Annotated in this window: 19 protein-coding genes; 10 read left to right on the top strand and 9 right to left on the bottom strand. The window is 61.2% G+C overall.

Annotated elements, in window-relative coordinates; genetic code table 11:
- The first annotated feature begins 41 nt into the window (after nt 1–41).
- From OKW98_RS00855 to gcvH, 5 genes are all read left to right on the top strand, one after another.
- Nucleotides 42–1,262 carry a 2-octaprenyl-3-methyl-6-methoxy-1,4-benzoquinol hydroxylase gene (locus OKW98_RS00855; protein ID WP_265387592.1) on the top strand — a complete coding sequence of 407 codons (1,221 nt, stop codon included), beginning with the start codon at nt 42–44 and terminating at the stop codon, nt 1,260–1,262.
- A gap of 274 nt (nt 1,263–1,536) precedes the next feature.
- Nucleotides 1,537–2,538, top strand: a complete 1,002-nt coding sequence (locus OKW98_RS00850; RefSeq protein WP_265387591.1) for an extracellular solute-binding protein — start codon at nt 1,537–1,539, stop codon at nt 2,536–2,538.
- 127 nt (nt 2,539–2,665) lie between these two features.
- Nucleotides 2,666–4,294, top strand: coding sequence for an ABC transporter permease (locus OKW98_RS00845; protein ID WP_265387590.1), 1,629 nt, complete (start codon nt 2,666–2,668; stop codon nt 4,292–4,294).
- 154 nt (nt 4,295–4,448) lie between these two features.
- Nucleotides 4,449–5,531, top strand: coding sequence for a glycine cleavage system aminomethyltransferase GcvT (gene gcvT / locus OKW98_RS00840; RefSeq protein WP_265387589.1), 1,083 nt, complete (start codon nt 4,449–4,451; stop codon nt 5,529–5,531).
- A 66-nt stretch (nt 5,532–5,597) separates the two neighbouring features.
- Nucleotides 5,598–5,981: a glycine cleavage system protein GcvH gene (gene gcvH, locus OKW98_RS00835; RefSeq protein WP_265387588.1), complete on the top strand. Its 384-nt coding sequence runs from the start codon at nt 5,598–5,600 to the stop codon at nt 5,979–5,981.
- 97 nt (nt 5,982–6,078) lie between these two features.
- Here the strand turns inward: gcvH and OKW98_RS00830 are convergent, their stop codons facing one another.
- From OKW98_RS00830 to OKW98_RS00820, 3 genes are all read right to left on the bottom strand, one after another.
- Nucleotides 6,079–6,396, bottom strand: a complete 318-nt coding sequence (locus tag OKW98_RS00830) for a DUF2388 domain-containing protein (protein WP_065987516.1) — start codon at nt 6,394–6,396, stop codon at nt 6,079–6,081.
- Nucleotides 6,397–6,474: 78 nt separating this feature from the next.
- Nucleotides 6,475–6,921 (bottom strand): NfeD family protein, encoded by a 447-nt coding sequence (locus OKW98_RS00825; RefSeq protein WP_265387587.1) that lies wholly within the window; start codon nt 6,919–6,921, stop codon nt 6,475–6,477.
- A gap of 3 nt (nt 6,922–6,924) precedes the next feature.
- Complete coding sequence (locus OKW98_RS00820) at nt 6,925–7,863, bottom strand: SPFH domain-containing protein (RefSeq protein WP_265387586.1); 939 nt, start codon at nt 7,861–7,863, stop codon at nt 6,925–6,927.
- 144 nt (nt 7,864–8,007) lie between these two features.
- Between OKW98_RS00820 and OKW98_RS00815 the strand changes: the two genes are divergently transcribed.
- Complete coding sequence (locus OKW98_RS00815) at nt 8,008–8,778, top strand: glucose 1-dehydrogenase (protein WP_265387585.1); 771 nt, start codon at nt 8,008–8,010, stop codon at nt 8,776–8,778.
- A gap of 14 nt (nt 8,779–8,792) precedes the next feature.
- Nucleotides 8,793–9,842, top strand: a complete 1,050-nt coding sequence (locus tag OKW98_RS00810; RefSeq protein ID WP_265387584.1) for an L-idonate 5-dehydrogenase — start codon at nt 8,793–8,795, stop codon at nt 9,840–9,842.
- Nucleotides 9,843–10,131: 289 nt separating this feature from the next.
- On the opposite strand, the gene OKW98_RS00805 is transcribed toward OKW98_RS00810, so the two are convergent.
- Nucleotides 10,132–11,916, bottom strand: coding sequence for a GspE/PulE family protein (locus OKW98_RS00805; protein ID WP_122534079.1), 1,785 nt, complete (start codon nt 11,914–11,916; stop codon nt 10,132–10,134).
- A 112-nt stretch (nt 11,917–12,028) separates the two neighbouring features.
- A complete protein-coding gene (locus OKW98_RS00800; RefSeq protein WP_265387583.1) occupies nt 12,029–12,376 on the bottom strand; it encodes a hypothetical protein in 348 nt (115 codons plus the stop codon).
- Nucleotides 12,377–12,522: 146 nt separating this feature from the next.
- Between OKW98_RS00800 and OKW98_RS00795 the strand changes: the two genes are divergently transcribed.
- Nucleotides 12,523–12,993 carry an Lrp/AsnC family transcriptional regulator gene (locus tag OKW98_RS00795; protein ID WP_265387582.1) on the top strand — a complete coding sequence of 157 codons (471 nt, stop codon included), beginning with the start codon at nt 12,523–12,525 and terminating at the stop codon, nt 12,991–12,993.
- 292 nt (nt 12,994–13,285) lie between these two features.
- Here the strand turns inward: OKW98_RS00795 and OKW98_RS00790 are convergent, their stop codons facing one another.
- Entirely contained in the window at nt 13,286–14,653 is a 1,368-nt protein-coding gene (locus tag OKW98_RS00790) for an inorganic triphosphatase (RefSeq protein ID WP_265387581.1), read from the bottom strand.
- Between the two features lie 166 nt (nt 14,654–14,819).
- On the opposite strand from OKW98_RS00790, the gene argE reads away from it, so the two are divergent.
- Entirely contained in the window at nt 14,820–15,968 is a 1,149-nt protein-coding gene (gene argE / locus OKW98_RS00785; RefSeq protein ID WP_265387580.1) for an acetylornithine deacetylase, read from the top strand.
- 158 nt (nt 15,969–16,126) lie between these two features.
- The gene (gene argA / locus OKW98_RS00780) at nt 16,127–17,425 is read left to right on the top strand and encodes an amino-acid N-acetyltransferase (protein WP_074889985.1); all 1,299 of its coding nucleotides are present in this window, start codon (nt 16,127–16,129) and stop codon (nt 17,423–17,425) included.
- A 158-nt stretch (nt 17,426–17,583) separates the two neighbouring features.
- Here the strand turns inward: argA and OKW98_RS00775 are convergent, their stop codons facing one another.
- The 3 genes from OKW98_RS00775 to gshA all read right to left on the bottom strand — a co-directional run bounded on the left by OKW98_RS00775 (nt 17,584) and on the right by gshA (nt 20,653).
- Nucleotides 17,584–18,408, bottom strand: a complete 825-nt coding sequence (locus OKW98_RS00775) for an IS3 family transposase (protein ID WP_265389762.1) — start codon at nt 18,406–18,408, stop codon at nt 17,584–17,586.
- An 8-nt stretch (nt 18,409–18,416) separates the two neighbouring features.
- The gene (locus OKW98_RS00770; protein ID WP_241090298.1) at nt 18,417–18,719 is read right to left on the bottom strand and encodes a transposase; all 303 of its coding nucleotides are present in this window, start codon (nt 18,717–18,719) and stop codon (nt 18,417–18,419) included.
- A 347-nt stretch (nt 18,720–19,066) separates the two neighbouring features.
- A complete protein-coding gene (gene gshA / locus OKW98_RS00765; protein ID WP_265387579.1) occupies nt 19,067–20,653 on the bottom strand; it encodes a glutamate--cysteine ligase in 1,587 nt (528 codons plus the stop codon).
- Between the last annotated feature and the right edge of the window lie 87 nt (nt 20,654–20,740).

The following is a 20,740-nucleotide window of genomic DNA, read 5'->3' as shown; positions in this document are numbered from 1 at the left end:
TTCATTCGTGGCCTTCGCCACAACCGAGAACGATTTAAAGCATGGAAACGCGCGCAGATCTGCTGATTGTCGGGGCCGGAATGGTGGGAAGTGCGCTCGCGCTGGCGCTGCGAGACAGCGGGCTTAACATCCTCGTGGTGGACGGCGGGCCGCTGACGGTCAAGCCGTTCGTGGCCGACGCGCCATTTGAAGCGCGGGTCAGTGCGCTGTCTATCGCCAGTCAGCGCATTCTCGAGCGGATCGGCGTCTGGGACGGCATCGTTGCCCGGCGGGTCAGCCCCTACAGTGACATGCACGTCTGGGATGGCAGCGGCACGGGCAAGGTGCATTTCTCGGCCTCCAGTGTTCATGCTGAAGTGCTCGGGCACATCGTCGAAAACCGCGTGGTGCAGGATGCGTTGGTCGAACGTCTGCACGACAGTCAGATCGGTTTGTTGACGGATGTGCGTCTGGAGCAGATGCGTCACTCCGGTGATGACTGGCTCCTGACGCTCTCCGACGGCCGCACCTTGCGTGCGCCACTGGTGGTCGCGGCCGATGGCGCCAACTCGACCGTGCGACGCATGACCGGCACCGCGACGCGGGAGTGGGACTACCTGCATCACGCCATTGTGACGAGCGTGCGCACGGCGGATTCCCATCGTAAAACCGCGTGGCAACGTTTCACTGACGACGGCCCGCTGGCCTTTTTGCCGCTGGATCGAGAGGGTGAGCATTGGTGCTCCATTGTCTGGTCGGTGACGCCGGAGCAATCCGAGCGCTTGATGAAGCTCGACGACGAACGCTTTTGCCGTGAACTGGAAAGCGCCTTTGAAGGTTGTCTGGGGCAGGTAATTTCTGCCGATGCGCGGCTTTGCGTCCCGCTGCGTCAGCGCCACGCCAAGCGCTATGTGGCGCCCGGCCTTGCACTGATCGGCGATGCTGCTCACACCATCCATCCATTGGCGGGGCAGGGCGTCAACCTGGGCTTTCTCGACGCAGCGGTGCTGGCCGAAGTGCTGGGCGATGCGTCCGAGCGCGGGGAGCGTCTGGCCGATGAGCGTGTGTTGAGCCGTTACGAGCGTCGGCGCATGCCGCATAACCTGACGTTGATGGCGGCGATGGAGGGCTTTGAACGACTGTTCCAGGCCGACGCGCTGCCGATTCGCCTGTTGCGCAACGCCGGGCTGAAGATGGTCGATCATTCGTCAGAAGCCAAGGCGTTGTTCGTGCGCCAGGCGTTGGGCCTGACGGGGGATTTGCCGGCCCTTGCAAAGCCCTGACGGCACAGCACTTGTCCGCGCTTTACCGTGGGACCGGCTTTAGCCGGGAAAGCGCCCTTCGTTACGCCGGAAATCTGATGGCGTTCATGCTGGCCTCTTCCCGGCTGAAGCCGGTCCCACTGAAATGCACGCGTATCCAGTGAGTGTGGGTGTGGCACCGCTGGTACTCCGCAACATCCGGTAACGGCTCAATCCTGACTTCGGTTGAGATGGCAGATGCGATTCACTACCATTTCGCCTCGTTTTTCCCCTCTCTCGAATCAGGAGAACCTGCATGCAGGCGAGCAAGCGTCTTTTGGCTGCCCTGGCATTAACCATGCTCGGCAGCACCGCCCAGGGCGCAGATGAAGTGGTGGTGTACTCCTCCCGAATCGATGAGCTGATCAAACCAGTGTTCGATGCCTACACCGCCAAGACCGGCGTGAAGGTCAAGTTCATCACCGACAAGGAAGCGCCGCTGATGCAGCGCATCAAGGCCGAGGGCGAGAACGCAACGGCTGACCTGCTGCTCACCGTCGACGCCGGCAACCTCTGGCAAGCTGAACAGATGGGCATCCTGCAGCCCTTCACTTCGCCGGCCATCGACGCAAACATTCCGTCGCAATACCGTTCTTCAACCCACAGCTGGACCGGCCTCAGCCTGCGCGCGCGGACCATTGCCTACTCCACCGATCGCGTCAAACCTGAAGAACTCACCACCTACGAAGCGCTGGCCGACAAACAGTGGGAAGGGCGTCTTTGCCTGCGTACTGCCAAAAAGGTCTACAACCAGTCGCTGACCGCCACGCTGATCGAAACCCACGGCGCCGAGGCGTCGGAGAAGATTCTCAAGGGCTGGGTGAACAACCTCTCGACCGACGTGTTTTCCGATGACATCGCGGTGCTGGAAGCCATCAACGCCGGCCAATGCGACGTCGGCATCGTCAATACCTACTACTACGGTCGCTTGCACAAGGACAATCCGGATCTCGCCGTGCGCCTGTTCTGGCCCAATCAGTCGGACCGTGGCGTGCACGTCAATCTTTCCGGCATTGGCCTGACCAAGTACGCACCGCACCCAGATGCCGCCAAAGCCTTGGTGGAATGGATGACGGGCCCCGAAGCCCAGACGATATTCGCCGGCACCAACCAGGAATTCCCGGCCAACCCGAAAGTGGCACCGTCTGAAGAAGTGGCGAGCTGGGGAGCATTCAAGGCGGACACGATCCCGGTTGAAGTGGCCGGTCGGCGGCAGGCCGAGGCGATTCGCATGATGGACCGCGCGGGCTGGAACTGATTGCAACCAGGCAGCACCCGTCTGTAGGAGCGCGCTTGCCCGCGAAGGCTATAGGTCTGTGACATAAAAGGTGTCCGACACTGTGTCATCGCGGGCAAGCGCGCTCCTGCAGGGGATCTCTCACTCTATGAGTATTCTCCTTGGCCCACTCCCCCAGCGTCGCTGGTACCCCCTGGTTTTCGCCATCGCCGCGCTGGTACTGCTGCCGTTGAGCGTGCTGCTGTTCTCCTGGCAAACCATCGATCAGCAGATCTGGTCGCACCTCTGGGAAACCCAGATGCCCCGGCTGCTGGGCAACACCCTGACGCTGGTCATCGGTGTGGGGCTGGGGGTTACGCTGCTGGGCGTAAGTCTCGCGTGGCTGACGGCGCTGTGTGAGTTTCCGGGGCGGCGCTGGCTGGACTGGGCGCTGATGCTGCCGTTTGCCATCCCGGCGTATGTGCTGGCGTTTGTGTTTGTGGGTTTGCTGGACTTTGCCGGCCCGGTGCAGACGCTGCTGCGCGAGTGGTTCGGTTCCGGCCTGCGTCTGCCTCGGGTGCGTTCCACCGGCGGCGTCATCATGGTGCTGGTGCTGGTGTTTTATCCCTACGTGTATCTGTTGGCGCGTACGGCATTTCTGGCGCAGGGCAAAGGCCTGATGGAGGCCGCCCGCATTTTGGGGCAGTCGCCGTGGCAAGCGTTCTGGCGCGTGGCATTGCCCATGGCGAGGCCGGCGATCGGTGCCGGCGTCGCGCTGGCCCTGATGGAAACCCTGGCTGATTTCGGCGCGGTGTCGGTGTTCAACTTCGACACCTTCACTACCGCGATCTACAAGACCTGGTACGGCTTCTTCAGCCTGTCGAGCGCCGCGCAACTGGCGAGCCTGCTGCTGCTGGCCGTCATGGTCCTGCTGTACGGCGAGCATCGTGCACGGGGGGCGAGCCGGCCAAGCAACGAGCGCCCGAGGGTCAAGGCGCTGTATCACCTGCGCGGCATGAAAGCCGCCGCCGCCAGCACATGGTGTGGACTGGTGTTCGCCTGCGCGTTCGTGGTGCCGCTGCTGCAGTTGATTGTCTGGGTCTGGCAGCGCGGGCGTTTCGACCTGGACGAGCGCTACGCCGGGTTGATTCTGCACACGCTGTATCTGGGCGGCATCGCAGCGCTGGTCACGGTGTGCGTCGCGATGATCCTCGTGTTTGCGCGACGTCTCGCCCCCACCCGCGCCATACGCTCAGGTGTCAGCTTGGCCAACATTGGCTATGCGCTGCCCGGCTCGGTGTTGGCGGTGTCGATCATGTTGGCGTTCAGTTACCTGGATCGTGAACTGGTCGTGCCGTTATTCAGCTGGCTGGGCGGCGCTGGCAGGCCGTTGCTGTTGGGCAGCCTGGGGGCGCTCGTGCTTGCGTACCTGGTGCGTTTCATTGCGGTCGCGTACGGGCCGCTCGAGAACAGCCTGTCGCGCATTCGTCCGTCACTGCCCGAAGCCGCACGCAGTCTGGGAGTCAGCGGGCCACGATTGTTTTTCAGGATTTATCTGCCGCTGCTGATACCCGGCACGTTGAGCGCTGCGCTGCTGGTCTTCGTTGACGTCCTCAAGGAAATGCCCGCCACGCTGCTCATGCGCCCGTTTGGCTGGGACACGCTGGCGGTGCGCATCTTCGAAATGACCAGCGAAGGTGAGTGGGCGCGTGCGGCTTTGCCTGCGCTGACATTGGTGCTGGTCGGGCTGCTGCCGGTCATCGGTTTGATCAGACGTTCGGCCAAGCCGATTGGTTAGGTGCGGGGTCCCAACCTTGCGGCTACAATGCGCCGCAATCGACTCGGTCTGTCAGACAATTCCACAAATTAGCAAAGGTTTCAGACCCCAATTCACGGGGGATTTGCGGGATTGCCAGTGACTGCGTCTTCGCCACGCCCGGAAGGAGAAACCCATGGGACAGCGTACGCCCCTCTTTGACCTGCACCTCGCGCTCGGCGCGAAGCTGGTCGATTTTGGTGGTTGGGACATGCCCTTGCACTACGGCTCCCAGGTCGAGGAGCACCATCAGGTGCGCCGGGACTGCGGGATTTTCGACGTGTCGCACATGCATGTGCTCGACGTATCCGGCACCCAGGCCAAGCCCTGGCTGAAATACCTGCTGGCCAACGACGTCGGCAGGTTGCAACAGACCGGGCAGGCGCTTTACAGCGCGATGCTCGACACCCATGGCGGCATCGTCGACGACATGATCGTTTACCAGACCGACGAAGGTTATCGGCTGGTGGTCAACGCAGCCACCGGCGACAAGGACCTGGCCTGGATGAACGCCAACCTTGCCGGCTACGACGTGCGCGTCAAGCACCGCTCGGAGCTGGCCATGCTTGCCATTCAGGGCCCGAACGCCCGGCAGAAGATCGGCGAACTGGTCAACCAGGAACGCACCGCGCTTATCCACACCCTCAGACCCTTCGAAGGCCAGCAGGAAGGCGACTGGTTCATCGCCCGCACGGGTTATACGGGCGAGGACGGCCTGGAGATCATCCTGCCCGCCACCGAAGCCTGCAGTTTCTTCAACGACATGGTCGGCGCCGGCATTTCACCGATCGGACTGGGCGCTCGCGATACACTGCGCCTGGAAGCAGGCATGAACCTGTACGGTCAGGAAATCGACGAGCAGGTGTCACCGCTGATCTCCAACATGGCCTGGACGGTCGCGTGGATGCCTGAAGACCGCGAGTTCATCGGACGCGCTGCACTCGAAGCAGAGCGCGCGAGAGGAATTCCCTCGAAGCTTGTAGGGCTGGTCCTCGAGGAACGGGGCGTTTTGCGCGCTCATCAGGTGGTCCGAATAGCGGAAGTTGGCGAAGGAGAGATCACCAGTGGTAGTTTCTCTCCTACGCTAAGCAAGTCGATCGCGCTGGCGCGAGTGCCGATGGCCACCGCTGACCGTGCCGAGGTGGAAATCCGCGGCAAGTGGTACCCGGTTCGAGTGGTTCGACCGGCATTCGTGCGTCACGGCAAGGCCCTGATATAACCCTGATTTGAAAGCCATCCCTGGCGGGTTTTTCCGCTGACCTGATGAAGTAGAGAGGATAAGAACATGAGCACTATTCCCGCCGAACTGCGTTTTGCCGAGAGTCACGAGTGGGCCAGGCAAGAGGGTGATCTGATCGTTGTTGGTATTTCCGATCATGCGCAGGAAGCGCTCGGTGACGTCGTGTTCGTCGAGCTGCCTGAGGTGGGTAAAGTTTTCGCGGCCGCAGGTGATCAGGCAGGTGTCGTTGAGTCGGTAAAGGCTGCGTCTGACATCTACTCGCCAGTGGCGGGCGAAGTCGTTGAAGTCAACGAAGCGCTGGCCGGGGAGCCTGAGGCATTGAACAACTCGCCTTACGATTCGTGGATCTTCAAGGTCAAGCCAGCCAATGCCGCAGACCTGGGCAAGCTGCTCGACGCAGCCGGCTACAAGGCACTGATCGGCGAATAAGCCCATCGGTCAGACGCAAAAAAGCCGCTCGGATGAGCGGCTTTTTGTTGGAAGCGAGATCGACGTTATGCCGCCAACTCGTCACGACAGGTTCAATTCACTGCTCGGCAACCAGATTCTTCGCCAGGATGGCGTTTGCCAGGTCCATGTCCGATGCCTTGAGGGCTGGGTTGTCCTTGCGCACCTGATCCATCGCCGCTTCCAGGTAAGGGCCACGGATTTCGCCGTTACTGGCCACGAAGCTGCCAGCGTCGTCTTGTGCAGCGACGATCAGCTTGTGGTGGCGAAAGGTCAGGTAGGTGGAACCGGTTGTGGCACCAGACGAAAGCACGTCCCGCAGAAAACCGTCGGCCATCGCTGAACCGACCGGCAGGGAAAGCAAGGCTAACGTGGCTACAGCAAGTTTAAGACGCATGAGAGGTACTCCGATGTTGGTTTGTTCTGAAACGATTTGATACGCCATCTCCCGTTCTAGTTCCCCATGGGCAGGGCGTCATATCGCCTCGACCTGCAAAGTCGTTCCGTCCTGGGCAACCACCCGCACCTGCCCGCCCACCGGCGTATCCGGGCCGGTGACCATCCAGACACCGTCGCCGACTTTGATTTTGCCGCGCCCGCTGACAATCGCGTCGTGTACGGCAAACGTGTGCCCGATCAATTCCGAGCCGCGCATGTTCAGGCCAGGCTGATCCGACGTGCGCTGCACACTGCGCTGACGCCGCCACCAGTACAGCGCCGTCAGGACCGACAGCACGGCGAACAGCAGGAACTGCACTTCCCAGCTCAAGCCCGGCAGGATGTAGGTAAGAATGCCGACCCCCGCTGCAGCGACGCCGATCCACAGCAGATAACCGCCCGCGCCGAACACTTCCAAGATCAGCAGCACTGCGCCGAGCCCCAGCCAGTCCCAGAACGACAGATCCTGCAGATAATTCCACATGGCTCACACTCGCTTGCCGGCTTCAGGCTTGGGCGTGTCGAACGATGCCTTGACGATCTCGCCGATACCGCCAATGGCGCCGATCATCTGACTGGCCTCCAGCGGCATGAGGATGACCTTGCTGTTATTGGCCGACGCCAGTTTCCCCAGCGCATCAATGTATTTCTGCGCGACGAAATAATTGATTGCCTGCACGTCGCCCGCCGCGATGGCTTCGGAAACCACCTGGGTTGCGCGTGCCTCAGCCTCGGCCTGACGCTCGCGGGCCTCGGATTCCAGAAAGGCTGCCTGGCGCTCACCCTCGGCTTCCAGAATCTGCGCCTGCTTCTTGCCCTCTGCGGTGAGAATGGCCGACGCGCGAAGGCCCTCGGCCTCAAGGATCTGCGCACGCTTGATACGCTCGGCCTTCATCTGGCCCGACATCGCCGCCATGAGGTCGGCGGGCGGGCTGATGTCCTTTATTTCAATCCGGGTGATCTTGATGCCCCAAGGGGCGGTAGCTTCATCAACGATCCGCAGCAGACGCTCGTTGATGCCGTCACGCTGGCTGAGCATCGCATCCAGCTCCATCGAACCCAGCACGGTCCGGATATTGGTCTGCAGCAGGTTGCGGATGGCGTGTTGCAGGTTGTTGACCTCATAGGCGGCCTGGGCGCAGTTGACCACTTGGTAGAAACACACAGCGTCGATCTGCACCGTGGCATTGTCGGACGTGATGACCTCTTGGGGCGGGATGTCGAGCACGGTCTCCATCATGTTCAGCTTGTGCCCGATGCGGTCCACCAGCGGCACGATGATGTTCAGCCCGGGCTTGAGGGTGTTGGTGTAGCGCCCGAAGCGTTCGACGGTCCACTGATAACCCTGGGGCACCACCTTGAAGCCCATGAACACGATGGCGATGGCCAGCGCCACGAAGAGTAAAACCACACTACCGGTTTGCATAACGGATCCCTGTTGATGACGGTGAGAAGTTGATCGGGCAGAGTACGGGGACTGAAGTCTGCGCGGCGAACCTTTTTGTATCACTGGAAGAATAGCTGGCGCAGGCCATTGAGACTCAAACGGCAAAAACAATAGGAGGGCGTCATGGCTTTTCTGGAAAGTTTTCGTCTTGACGGCAGGGTGGCGCTGATTACCGGCTCCAGCGCAGGCATTGGCCTGGCGATCGCCCGGGGCTTGGCCGAAGCGGGCGCGACGGTCGTGCTCAACGGCCGTAATGCCGATACGCTGCAATCGGCTGCCCAGGCCCTTGCGGCCGAGGGGCATGCGGTTCACACACAGAGTTTCGACGTGACGGACAGCACGGCGGTCGCCGCTGCAGTTCAGGCAATCGAAGAGCGTGTCGGGCCGTTGGAAATCCTGGTCAACAACGCGGGCATCCAGCGGCGCGGGCCGCTGGCGGAGTTCGCCGAGGCGGACTGGCACGAGCTGATGCGCACGAACCTGGACAGCGCGTTTTTCGTCGGCCAGGCCGTCGCGCGCTGCATGATCCCGCGTGGACGCGGGCGCATCATCAACATCTGTTCGGTGCAGAGCGAGCTGGGCCGCCCGGGTATCGCGCCGTACACGGCAAGCAAGGGCGCGCTGAAGATGCTGACCAAAGGCATGGCGATCGACTGGGGCCCATTCGGTCTCAACGTCAACGGCATCGGGCCGGGCTACTTCAAGACCGAACTGAACGCTGCGTTGGTGGCCAACACTGAATTCAGCGACTGGCTGGTGCAACGCACGCCAAGCCGTCGTTGGGGCGAAGTGTCGGAGCTGGCGGGCGCGGCGGTGTTTCTGGCCTCGGACGCGGCCAGCTTCGTCAACGGCCACATCCTTTACGTCGACGGTGCCATCACGGCATCGCTGTAATCCGGAGAATGATCATGCAAGCGATTGTCTGCCATGCCGCGAAAGACCTGCGTGTCGAGCCCGGCACCGAGGCGTTGCCGCTGTCTGCCGGCGAGTTGCGCGTACGCGTTGCTCGCGGCGGTATTTGTGGCTCGGATCTGCACTACTACCAGCACGGCGGTTTCGGCGCGGTTCGGCTGAAAGAGCCGATGGTCCTCGGCCATGAAATCTCGGCGGTCATCGAGGAAGTCGGCGACGCGCAGAGCGCTTTCAGCGTCGGGCAACGGATATCCGTGTCGCCGTCACGGCCGTGCGGCGACTGCAAATACTGTCACGAAGGCCTGCCCAACCATTGCCTGAACATGCGTTTTTACGGCAGCGCGATGCCGTTTCCGCACATTCAGGGTGCGTTCTGCGAGCATCTGGTGATCGAGTCTAGCCAGGCGCATCTGTTGGCGCCGACCACGAGCCTGGCTGAAGGCGCACTGGCCGAGCCCCTGTCGGTCGGGCTTCATGCCATCCAGCGTGCCGGCGGTGTGTTCGGCAAGCGCGTACTGGTGACCGGCTGCGGCCCGATCGGCAACTTGCTGATCGGCAGCCTGCGCGCGGCGGGTGCGTTGCAGATTATTGCCGCGGATCTGAGCGACAGCGCGCTGGCGTGCGCGCGCCGCATGGGTGCCAGCGAAACCCACAATCTGCGCGACGAGCCCGAAGCACTGGCGCGCTATACCGCCGACAAGGGTTATTTCGACGTGATGTTCGAGGCCTCCGGCAGCGCGCAAGCCTTGCGCGATGGCCTGACCTGCATACGCCCGCGCGGGATTGTGGTGACGGTCGGCCTCGGTGGCGATGTGGCGATTCCGCTGAATCTGGTGGTGGGCAAGGAAATCGACCTGCGTGGCACCTTTCGCTTCCACCCCGAATTCGCCCAGGCGGTGGACTTGCTCAATCGCAAGGTGATTGATGTCACGCCGGTGATCTCCCACACCCTCGCGTTTCAGGATGCCGTCCAAGCGTTCGAACTGGCCGGGGACAAGCAGCAGGCTATGAAAGTGGTGCTGGATTTCGGCGTGCCGGACCAGTGAAAGCACGGCGTTGATGAAGGTGTGATCGGTGATTGCCGGCGCGTAAAACCTGTAGGAGCGGGCTTGCCCGCGAAGGCGTCAGATCGTCTAACACAAAGGTAAATTGACCCACCCGAATTCCGTAGGAGCCGGCTTGCTGGCGAAGGCGTTACGTGAGCTACGAATGCATCGACTGACACGCCTCATTCGCCAGCAAGCCGGCTCCTACAGCGATTGCGGCATGTCCGCTAACTCGGTGGTGAGTCATCTGACATTTTCGCGGGCAAGCGCGCTCCTACAGTCGGCGGGCTTAGCGCTGCTCGCTCTGCGGTGTCACGCGCAGCACCTCTTCGACCGTCGTCAACCCCGCTGCGACCTTTTGCGCGCCGGACAACCGCAGGCTGCGCATACCGTCCTTGAACCCTTGTCGACGCAACGCCGTCAGGTCCAGGTCCGCCGTGATCAGCGACTTCACGGCGTCCGACATCAACATGATCTCGTACACCCCCGCACGCCCTCGATAACCCGTGTCGCGGCACTCCGCGCAACCCACTGCCCGATGCGCGCCGGTTGGCACTGGCGCCTGCCACGGCCGTGTCAGGGTCTGCCAGTCGACCTCATCCATTTCGATCGGCGCCTTGCAGTGCGGGCACAGCGTCCGCACCAAGCGCTGCGCCATCACGCCGAGGATTGTCGCCTTAAGCAGGTAATGCGGCACGCCCAGTTCCAGTAGACGGCTGATGGCGCTGGGCGCGTCGTTGGTGTGCAGCGTCGACAGCACCAAGTGACCGGTCAACGCCGCCTGGATCGCCATTTCTGCGGTTTCCAGGTCGCGAATCTCGCCGATCATGATGATGTCCGGGTCTTGCCGCATCAGTGCGCGCACGCCGCTGGCAAAGGTCAAGTCGATGTTGTGTTGCACCTGCATCTGATTGAACGCCGGCTCCACCATTTCGATCGGGTCCTCGATGGTGCAGAGGTTCACTTCCGAAGTCGCCAGCATCTTCAGCGTCGTGTACAGCGTTGTGGTCTTGCCGGAACCGGTCGGGCCGGTCACCAGAATGATGCCGTTGGGCTGCCGGGTCATGCCCTCCCAGCGACGCAGGTCATCGCCGGAGAACCCGAGCTGGTCGAAGTCCTTGAGCAGCACTTCCGGGTCAAAAATCCGCATGACCATCTTTTCGCCGAAGGCTGTGGGCAGCGTCGATAGCCGCAGCTCCACCTCGCCACCGTCAGGCGTCTTGGTTTTTACCCGACCGTCCTGGGGCTTGCGCTTCTCGGCCACGTTCATCCGGCCCAGGCTTTTCAGGCGGCTGGTCACGGCCATCGCCACCTGCGGCGGGAATTGATACACGTTGTGCAGCACGCCGTCGATGCGGAAGCGGACGGTACCGGCCTCACGGCGGGGCTCGATGTGAATATCGCTCGCTCGCTGCTGGTAGGCGTACTGGAACAGCCAGTCGACGATATTGACGATATGCGCGTCGTTGGCGTCCGGCTCCTGATCGCTGGCGCCGAGCTTGAGCAACTGTTCGAAGTTGCCCATGTTGCTGATTTTCTGATCACTGGCACTCGCGCCGCTGACCGATTTCGCCAGCCGATAAAACTCGACGGCCAGTTTCTGCACGTCAACGGGATTGGCGACCACGCGTTTGATCGGCATTTTCAGTACGTGGGTCAGGTCGGCTTCCCACGCATTCACGTACGGTTGCGCACTGGCGATGGTCACTGCGTCGCGATCGACGTCCACCGCCAGAATCTTGTGGCGCTGGGCGAAGGCGTAGGACATCAACGGGGTCACGGCGGCGACGTTGATTTTCAGCGGGTCGATGCGCAGGTACGGCTGGCCGGATTGCTCAGCCAGCCAGGCGGTCAGGGTTTCGAGGTCGAGTTTCTTGCCGGGCCGCTTGTGGTTATCGAACTGCTGGGTGGCGATGAGTTCGAGCGGGTGGGCGTGGAGGTTCTGTGCGGCTCGGCGCAGCGTGAGCGCATATTCGGCGTTGTCCTGATCGAGGTATCCCTGCGCGACGAGGTCACGCAGTACTTCGTTCAGATCCAGCCAGCGGTCCTGAGATGATGAGGCGAGGACGGACATGCGGGCTCCTTGGGACGAGACGGCTTACTTCGGTGTTGAGCAAGAGTAGTCCCAAGCGTGCCAGTTGTTGCGCCCTGCCGGTAGCGAAGCGTTGCCAATATTTTCGGAGCACTCAACTGGCGGCGAGTGAGACGGCCTCGGTTACGACGTGCAAATCGCCCACGGGTTCAAGTTCGACCGAGCAAACACTGATCAGGTTGCGCATTTTTTCGCCAATCACCTGAGCGCGGTGCCACGTCATGCCGCCCACCTCAATGCTCACCATCAGCACGCCTTCCTGCTGCAACACGCTGACCTGTTGGGGAATCAGGTACTGCATCGCGAACAGGTTGAGCAGCCGGCAGAGTACGTCAGCTTCTGCCTCGGCAAGGATTTGATAGCGCGACAGGCAGTGAGCGTTGCCGACGGACCAGGCATCGTGGCGAAAAGGTGCAGGGCTGGCGGCTTCGAAATGTGACATGGGGGATCTCCAGGGTCTCGTCGTTGGAATGACGTTTGACGGGAGAAAGTTTTACACGCTGAAAAAGAAATTTCTGATCGAAGACGCGCTGTATTAGGCTGGATGAGACTTGTTTATGTGCGGCAGCCTCCTTTCAGGAATTGATTATGCAAATCGAGCTGGATGCTTACGATCGCAAGATTCTGGCGCTGCTGCAGGAGGATGCGTCGCTGTCCAGCGCGCAGATCGCCGAGCAGGTCGGCCTGTCGCAGTCGCCTTGCTGGCGGCGGATCCAGAGGCTCAAAGATGAGGGCGTAATCCGACGGCAGGTGACATTGCTGGATCGCAAGAAGATTGGCCTGAATACGCAGATTTTTGCGGAGGTAAAACTCAACGCCCACGGTCGGTCCAACTTCACTGAATTCACCGAGGCGATCCGTGGCTTTCCCGAAGTGCTGGAGTGTTATGTGCTAATGGGGTCGGTGGACTTTTTGCTGCGCATCGTCACGCCGGACATCGAAGCGTACGAGCGATTCTTCTTCGAAAAGCTTTCGCTGGTGCCGGGGATTCAGGAAGTGAATTCGACCGTTGCGTTGTCGGAGATCAAATCAACGACGAGCTTGCCGATTATGAGGTAGGTGTCGCCTTTCCCGGCTAAAGCCGGTCCTACTAACACACCGCTTGCCTTTCGTAGGACTGGCTATAGCCGGGAAGGCGTCGGTAGGCACACCACAAAACTTAAGGTGCTGCCACTGGCCTCTTCCCGGCTAAAGCCGGTCCTACTAACACACCGCGTGCCGTTCGTGGGACCGGCTTTAGCCGGGAAGGCGTAAGTGGGTACACCACAAAGATAAGAGTGTACAAACCGGCCTCTTCCCGGCTAAAGCCGGTCCTACCAAAACAGCGTCAGCCGGTCCTACTGACAGCGTCTTACAACTTCAACAATGTCTTCCACGCCCGGCTTTGCAGCACGGTGATGGTTTGCTGCATACGGGCATCGAGGATTTCGTCGGTGATGTCCAGATGCGCCAGTTGCTCAAGCTTGTTCAACTCGCCGTACAAGCGATCCAGCTCAGGCAGGTCGAGGGCCTGGCGGGCGTAGTGCAGCCAGACCTGAATGCGCTCGATGCGTGGCAGTTGCTCGGCGAGGTCTTCCGGCTGCTGCTGGTAGCGCGGCAGGTTCAGCGCGGTGGCTTCATCGCCCAGGAAACGCGGCACCCAACTGCTGAGCATCGCGTGGCCCTGACGGTTGCCACGGTTGTTGCGCTCGACCGTCCAGCTGCGCGCCATCAACCAGCGCGAGGTGGTCAGCGAGAACAGGCCCCAGCGGGTGTCCTGCAGCTCTTCGATGAACTGCTCATGGGCAGCGGCGCGTACGTCGCCATCTTCCTGACCGGCGAGCACCAGCGTGCGCCAGTCTTCCAGCAAAGCGTCCAGCGCAGCGCGCAGGTCATGGGTCGTTGCGCGCGGCGCGGCCTGACCGAGGCTGCCGGCCAGGGCGCGCAGTTCAGCGAGCACTTCGACCCACTCCTGCAGCAGGCTCCAGTGACCGTTGAAGCGGTATTGCTCGGCCAGACGCTGGCTGCTGCCGAGCAGGAACCAGGCGATGGCGCTGAAGGCGTCGTCTACCGAGAGTTCGCCATGCAGCTCGGGCGTCGGCAGCTTGACTGAGTAGCTGCTGGCGTCGAACAGACGATAGCCACGCTCGGCCTTGCTGATATCGCAGGGCATCAGCGGCAGTTTCTCGGCCAGCTCTGCGGCCAGTTCCAGCAGCGCGGCAGGGTCGCCTTCACGCAATTCCAGTTCCAGCTCGCAGATTTCTTCCTGCTGCTTGCCGGCGACCACTTTGCCCAAGTCCAGCGCTGCCTCGATGACTACCTTGGACTTGCCACGGCCCCAGGCGATTTCCGCTTTCTCGCGGACGAAATCAGTGGTGAACACCGGCTTGATGGTTTTCTTGTCCAGATCCGCCAGTTGCTCGGGCCAGCATTCGCCGTCGAGCTTCTTCAGGTCCAGCTTGGCCTTGGGTACGTCCCAGTTGTATTCGTTACGCTCGGACAGGCCTGCGACGCTCTGGCCGCGGGTCTTGAGGGTCTGAATAATTGCGTCGCCGTCGCGGCGCAGGCGCAGCGCAACCTTGGCATGGGCCAGTTCGCGCTCTGGGGTGTCGAAGTACTGATTGAACAGCTCCAACCGCTCCCAGCCGCTCTTGTTGCGCTTCTTCAGCAACGGGTGCTCGCGCAGGGCTATGAGGGTTTCGCGGCTGACGCGGAGTTTGATTTCGGTTTCTTTCTGCATGGCCGGAGAATCCAAACGCTCTATCGCTGATAACAGGGGTCGCAGCCGGAATCGACACAGCTGCGTGGGCCGTGCAGTGTACAGGACATCAACCGTGACAGTTTATTCATGCGGGGCAATCGACCTATGATGGTCCGCGTGTCGCACCCCATCACCGGAGTCGCCTATGCCGTTGCCGTCCATGAAAGACCAGTTCGCCGCCCTGATCGCCGCGCCGTCTGTGAGCTGTACGCAGCCTGCGCTCGACCAGTCCAATCGCGCCGTCATTGATCTGCTGGCAGGGTGGCTGGGCGATCTGGGTTTTGCCTGCGACATCCAGCACGTGAGCCCGGGCAAGTTCAATCTGCTGGCCACTTTCGGCACGGGTCCCGGCGGGCTGGTGCTGGCGGGGCACAGCGATACGGTTCCTTACGACGATGCGTTGTGGAAGACCGATCCGCTGAAACTGACCGAAGTTGACGGCAATTGGGTAGGACTGGGCAGCTGCGACATGAAGGGCTTCTTCGCCCTGGCCATCGAAGCGCTGCAGCCGCTGCTCGATCAGCCGTTCAAGCAGCCGCTGATCATCCTCGCCACCTGCGACGAAGAAAGCTCCATGGCCGGTGCCAAGGCGTTGGCGGCGGCCGGCGGTGTGCTGGGCCGCGCGGCGGTTATTGGCGAGCCGACCCGCCTCAAGCCGGTCCGCCTGCACAAGGGCGTGATGATGGAGCGCATCGAGATTCTCGGCCGCAGCGGTCACTCCTCGGACCCAAGCCTGGGGCGTAGCGCCCTGGAAGCCATGTACGACGCCATTGGCGAGCTGAAAGGCCTGCGCCGGCAGTGGCAAGAGCAATACCGCAATCCGCAGTTCAGCGTGCCGCAACCGACCCTGAATTTCGGCTGCATCCATGGCGGCGACAACCCTAACCGGATATGCGGGCAGTGTTCGCTTGAGTTCGACCTGCGCCCGCTGCCGGGCATGGACCCGGAAGTGCTGCGCGCCGCGATCCGGCAGAAGCTGCAGCCCGTCGCCGAACTGCACCAAGTACAGATCGACTACGCGCCTCTGTTTTCGGAAGTGTCCCCGTTTGAAGAAAGCGCCGATGCAGAACTGGTGCGGATTGCCGAGCGTCTGACCGGTCATACGGCCGAAGCAGTGGCATTTGGCACCGAAGCGCCTTATCTTCAGCGCCTTGGTTGCGAAACCATCGTGATGGGGCCCGGTGATATCGCCTGTGCGCACCAGCCCGGTGAGTATCTTGAAATGTCACGTTTGCAGCCTACAGTGCGTCTGTTACGTCAATTGATCGAACATTACTGCCTGGCTACCCCTTGAGTGCCCTTGAATGCGCCCAAGTGCTGGTTGAGTCAGGGCCTGTCTCACCATTACCCGAAAAGGAGAGTACGCGTGTTGCGATGCCTGTTCCGACGATGAGGCTCATGCCGTCTTGAGTTCTCCACCCTTCGTCCATCCACTACAGGCTCCTTTCGGATATGCCCGATTACGTTAATTGGCTCCGCCACGCGTCCCCCTACATCAATGCCCACCGGGATTGCACCTTCGTCGTCATGCTTCCGGGCGATGGCGTAGCGCACCCGAACTTCGGCAACATTGTCCACGACCTCGTGTTGCTGCACAGCCTCGGCGTGCGCCTCGTGCTGGTTTATGGCTCCCGCCCGCAGATCGAAAGCCGCTTGCAGGCCCGTGGCCTGACGCCGCATTTCCATCACGACATGCGCGTGACCGATTTCGCCACGCTCGAATGCGTGATCGACGCCGTCGGGGCCCTGCGAATTGCCATCGAGGCGCGTTTGTCGATGGACATGGCCGCCTCGCCGATGCAGGGCTCGCGGTTGCGCGTCACGGGGGGCAACTTTGTCACCGCACGGCCGATCGGCGTCCTTGAAGGCGTTGATTTCCAACACACCGGCGAAGTACGTCGCATCGACCGCAAGGGCATCAGTCGGCTGCTCGACGAACGCTCCATCGTGTTGCTGTCCCCGCTGGGGTACTCGCCCACCGGCGAGATCTTCAACTTGGCCTGCGAAGACGTTGCGACGCGTGCGGCCATTGATCTGGGGGCGGAAAAGCTGCTGCTGTTTGGCGCCGAGTCAGGCTTGCTGGACGAGCAGGGCCGATTGGTCCGTGAGCTGCGTCCGCAACAGGTCCCCGCGCACCTTCAACGCCTAGGCAGCAACTACCAGGCGGAGCTACTGGATGCGGCGGCTCAGGCCTGTCGCGGTGGTGTGGCGCGCAGCCATATCGTCAGCTACGCCGAAGACGGCGCGCTGCTTTCCGAGCTGTTCACCCGCGCCGGCGGCGGCACACTGGTGGCCCAGGAGCAATTCGAGCTGGTGCGCGAAGCGTCGATTGGCGACGTCGGTGGGCTCATCGACCTCATCACGCCGCTGGAGGAGCAGGGCATCCTGGTGCGTCGGTCGAGGGAAGTGCTGGAGCGGGAAATCGAGCAGTTCAGCGTGGTCGAGCGCGAAGGCCTCATCATCGCCTGCGCGGCGCTGTACCCGATTGCCGATTCCGAAACGGGTGAGCTGGCGTGTCTGGCGGTGAACCCCGAGTACCGCCACGGCGGGCGCGGCGACGAGTTGCTTGAGCGCATCGAAGAACGTGCCCGGGCATTGGGTCTGAAAACCCTGTTTGTCCTCACGACGCGTACTGCGCACTGGTTCCAGGAGCGCGGTTTCGAGGCCAGCAGCGTCGACCGCCTGCCCAGCGCACGTGCGTCGCTGTACAACTACCAGCGTAATTCGAAGATTTTCGAAAAGGCGATTTAAGGCGTCATGCCGGTTTTCAACACCGGCATCGACATGACCACCTGTAGGAGCGCGCTTGCCCGCGAACGCATTCTGGCTGTGACAGATCTGTGGGTTGACACTCCGCCTTCGCGGGCAAGCTGAACTGGTCAAGTAATTCTGGACACCCGTCTAGGTTTTCAAGCTGCCGCCCGCTCCGCAGTTACAGGCGACCGGTAGCCGTTGTAGCTGTGGGGGCGACGGTTGTTGTAACGCATGACATAACGCTGCACGTCCAACTGTGCTTCATGCGCTGACGAATATCCTTCTTTAGGCACCCATTCCGATTTCAGGCTGCCAAAAAATCGCTCCATCGGGGCGTTATCCCAGCACTCGCCTTTGCGACTCATGCTCTGTCTCAAACCATGGGTCACCAGCTCATTGCGGAATTTATGGCTGGTGTACTGACAGCCCTGATCCGAGTGAAACAGCACGTCCTTAGGGCGCCCGCGAAGCTCAACCGCCATTCTCAATGCCTCACAAGTCAGCGAAGCGTCGGGCGTCATCGAAAAGGACCAACCCACAATCCTGCGTGCAAACAAGTCGAGCACTGCAGCGAAATACATCCATTGCTTACCCACTTTTATGTACGTTACATCCCCGCACCAAACAGTATTGGGGGCATCCACATCAAACTTGCGTTTGAGCAGATGCGGCGCCACCAATGCCTCGACCCCTGAAGATTTGTATTTGTGCGGGCGACGCTGACAGCTCACGACCCCGGATTCACGCATGAGAGTGCGGGCCATGTACCGGCCAACCTGATGCCCTTCGCTGCGAAGGTCACTGGCCAGCGTTCTTGCCCCCGCCGATCCCCGCGACTCCTTATGAAATCTGACTAACAAAGTTCTAAGCCTCGCACGGGTGCGGTTGACGACGCCCTGGCGCTGGCGCCAGGCGTAAAAACTGCTGCGGTTGACTCCCAACGCGCGGCAACAATCGTGAACGCCGTAGTGCTCGCCCAGCTCGCTGATCAGTTCGAATGATCTTTGGAGTCCGAAAGCAGGAGAGCACTGGCCTTTTTTAGGATTTCGATATCCCGGTCCTTCTGCCTGAGCAAGGTCTTGAGTCGCTGTATTTCCTGTTGCTCGGCGGTAATCGCCTTGGCACCCACAGGCGTCGCGCCTTGGCGCTCCGCACGCACCTGTTCGACCCAGCGACGCAGCGCGGTTCGGCCAATGCTCAGGTTGTCGCAGACTTCAGGGACCGATTGTCCCTCGTCCAGCACCATGGCCGCTGCCTTGAGTTTGAATTCGTTCGAGTAAGAAGTACGCATGCCCATAACACCTCGGATTTGGGCGCTATCTTAGCGCCCGATTGAGATGTCCAAAATCATTAAGCCAGTTCAAGCGCGCTCCTACAGTGAGTCGTAGTGCAAAGGAGATCAGCGCTGGATGCAAAACCTGTGGGAGTGAGCTTGCTCGCGAAGGCGGTGGGTCAGGTGCCTAGGTGCTAGACGACCGAAATCCAAAGTAGGAGCGCGCTTGCCCGCGAACGCATTCTGGCTGCGACGGATCGGTTGATTGACACTCCGCCTTCGCAGGCAAGCGTGCTCCTGCAGTGGGCCGTGATACTTCCGCAGGGTTGATTGGGTCGTGTCAGTTGATGATACGACCCATTTTGTCAGTTGCTGATCGCCAGAATGCTCGCCTGATACGCACCCACGAACGTGTCGAAATCCACTTTCTCTTCGCTCTGTTCCAACTCCGCTTGCTGAGCCAGCGACTCGCGCGCCTTGCTTTCGAAATGCGTCTGGTCCTCGGCGCTCAGCGGATTGCTGCGGAAGTGATCAGCGTGAATCTGCGACTGTCGCAGCGAGAAGGCCGTGAAGCCTTCCTTGTGCTCGGTCATGGCCGCCAGCACTTGTGCCGAAGGCGTCAGAGAGGCGTCGGCCACTTTCGCCCGCTGAACGTCCAGCGATTTGACGTGCTGATCCGTGCCCTGGCTGGCATCGAGCAGTTCACAGATCGGCCTGATCGTGTCCAGCATCTCGTTGGCCCAGACTTTCAGGTCAATCGTCGTGTCGTTGCGGTTCAGTTGCAGGCCGGGGCGGCGACCTTCCTTCACCACGGTCAGGAAGTTCGTGCTGGCGTTGCCGCACTCGTTGGTCGCCAGTTGCGGGCTGTCGTGAAGCGCGCAGTACAGAATGAACGCATCAATGAACCGCGATTGCTGAAGGTCGATGCCCACCGGCAGGAACGGGTTGATGTCCAGGCAGCGGACTTCCACGTACTGCACGCCGCGCGCGACTAGCGCCTGAATCGGGCGTTCGCCGGAATAGGTGACGCGTTTCGGGCGGATCGTCGAGTAATACTCGTTCTCGATCTGCAGCACGTTTGTGTTGAGCTGAATCCACTCGCCATCCTTGTGCGTGCCGATTTCGACGTAAGGCGCGTAGGGCGTTGCCACCGCGCGGCGCAGGCTGTCGGTGTAAGTCAGCAGGTCGTTGTAGCAAGGCGTCAGGTCCGCCTGGGCATTACTCTGATAACCCAGATCGCTCATCCGCAGGCTGGTGGCGTATGGCAGATACAGCGTTTCGGCGTCGAATTGCTCAAGCTGATGGGAGCGGCCCCGCAGGAAGCTGGCGTCAAGCGCCGGCGACGCGCCGAACAGGTACATCAGCAGCCAGCTGTAACGACGGAAGTTGCGAATCAGGCCGATGTAGCTCTCGGACTGAAAATCACGGTCATCGCCTTCGAATTTCGCGTCCTGCTTGAGCACGGGCCAGATGGCCTCGGGCAACGAGAAGTTGTAATGAATGCCGGCGATGCACTGCATGGTTTTGCCGTAACGCAGGGCCAGGCCCTGACGATAGACGTACTTGAGCTTGCCGATATTGGACGTGCCGAAATAGGCGATCGGGATATCCGCTTCGGCCGGCAGCGGGCACGGCATCGACGGGCTCCAGATGTATTCGCTGCCCAGTTTGCTGTACGCGAAGCGATGGATCTTATCCAGGCTTTCCAGCGTTTCAGCAGGGTTGGCCAGGGCCGGAGTGATGAACTCCAGCAGCGACTCGGAGTAATCGGTGGTGATTTGCTCGTTGGTCAGCGCCGCGCCCAAGGCTTCCGGGTGCGGTGTTTGCGCCAGACGGCCTTCGCCCGTAACGCGCAGGCATTCACGCTCGATGCCGTGCAAGCACTTCTCCAGCAGGGAGAGGTTGGAGTGCTCGCCAAGCAGAGTCAGGCGGCGGTTGAGAAGTTCGCTCAAGTTGGAATCCTTCACGCGTCAGTCGGCCCTATATGGGGGCGATATGGCGGTCTACAAGGGTGAAGAAAGGAACTGGCGTTTTCGCCT

Source organism: Pseudomonas sp. KU26590, from assembly GCF_026153515.1.
GTDB lineage: Bacteria > Pseudomonadota > Gammaproteobacteria > Pseudomonadales > Pseudomonadaceae > Aquipseudomonas.
Note: the sequence above shows the minus strand (reverse complement) of the source record. Positions and strands in the feature narration are given on the sequence as shown.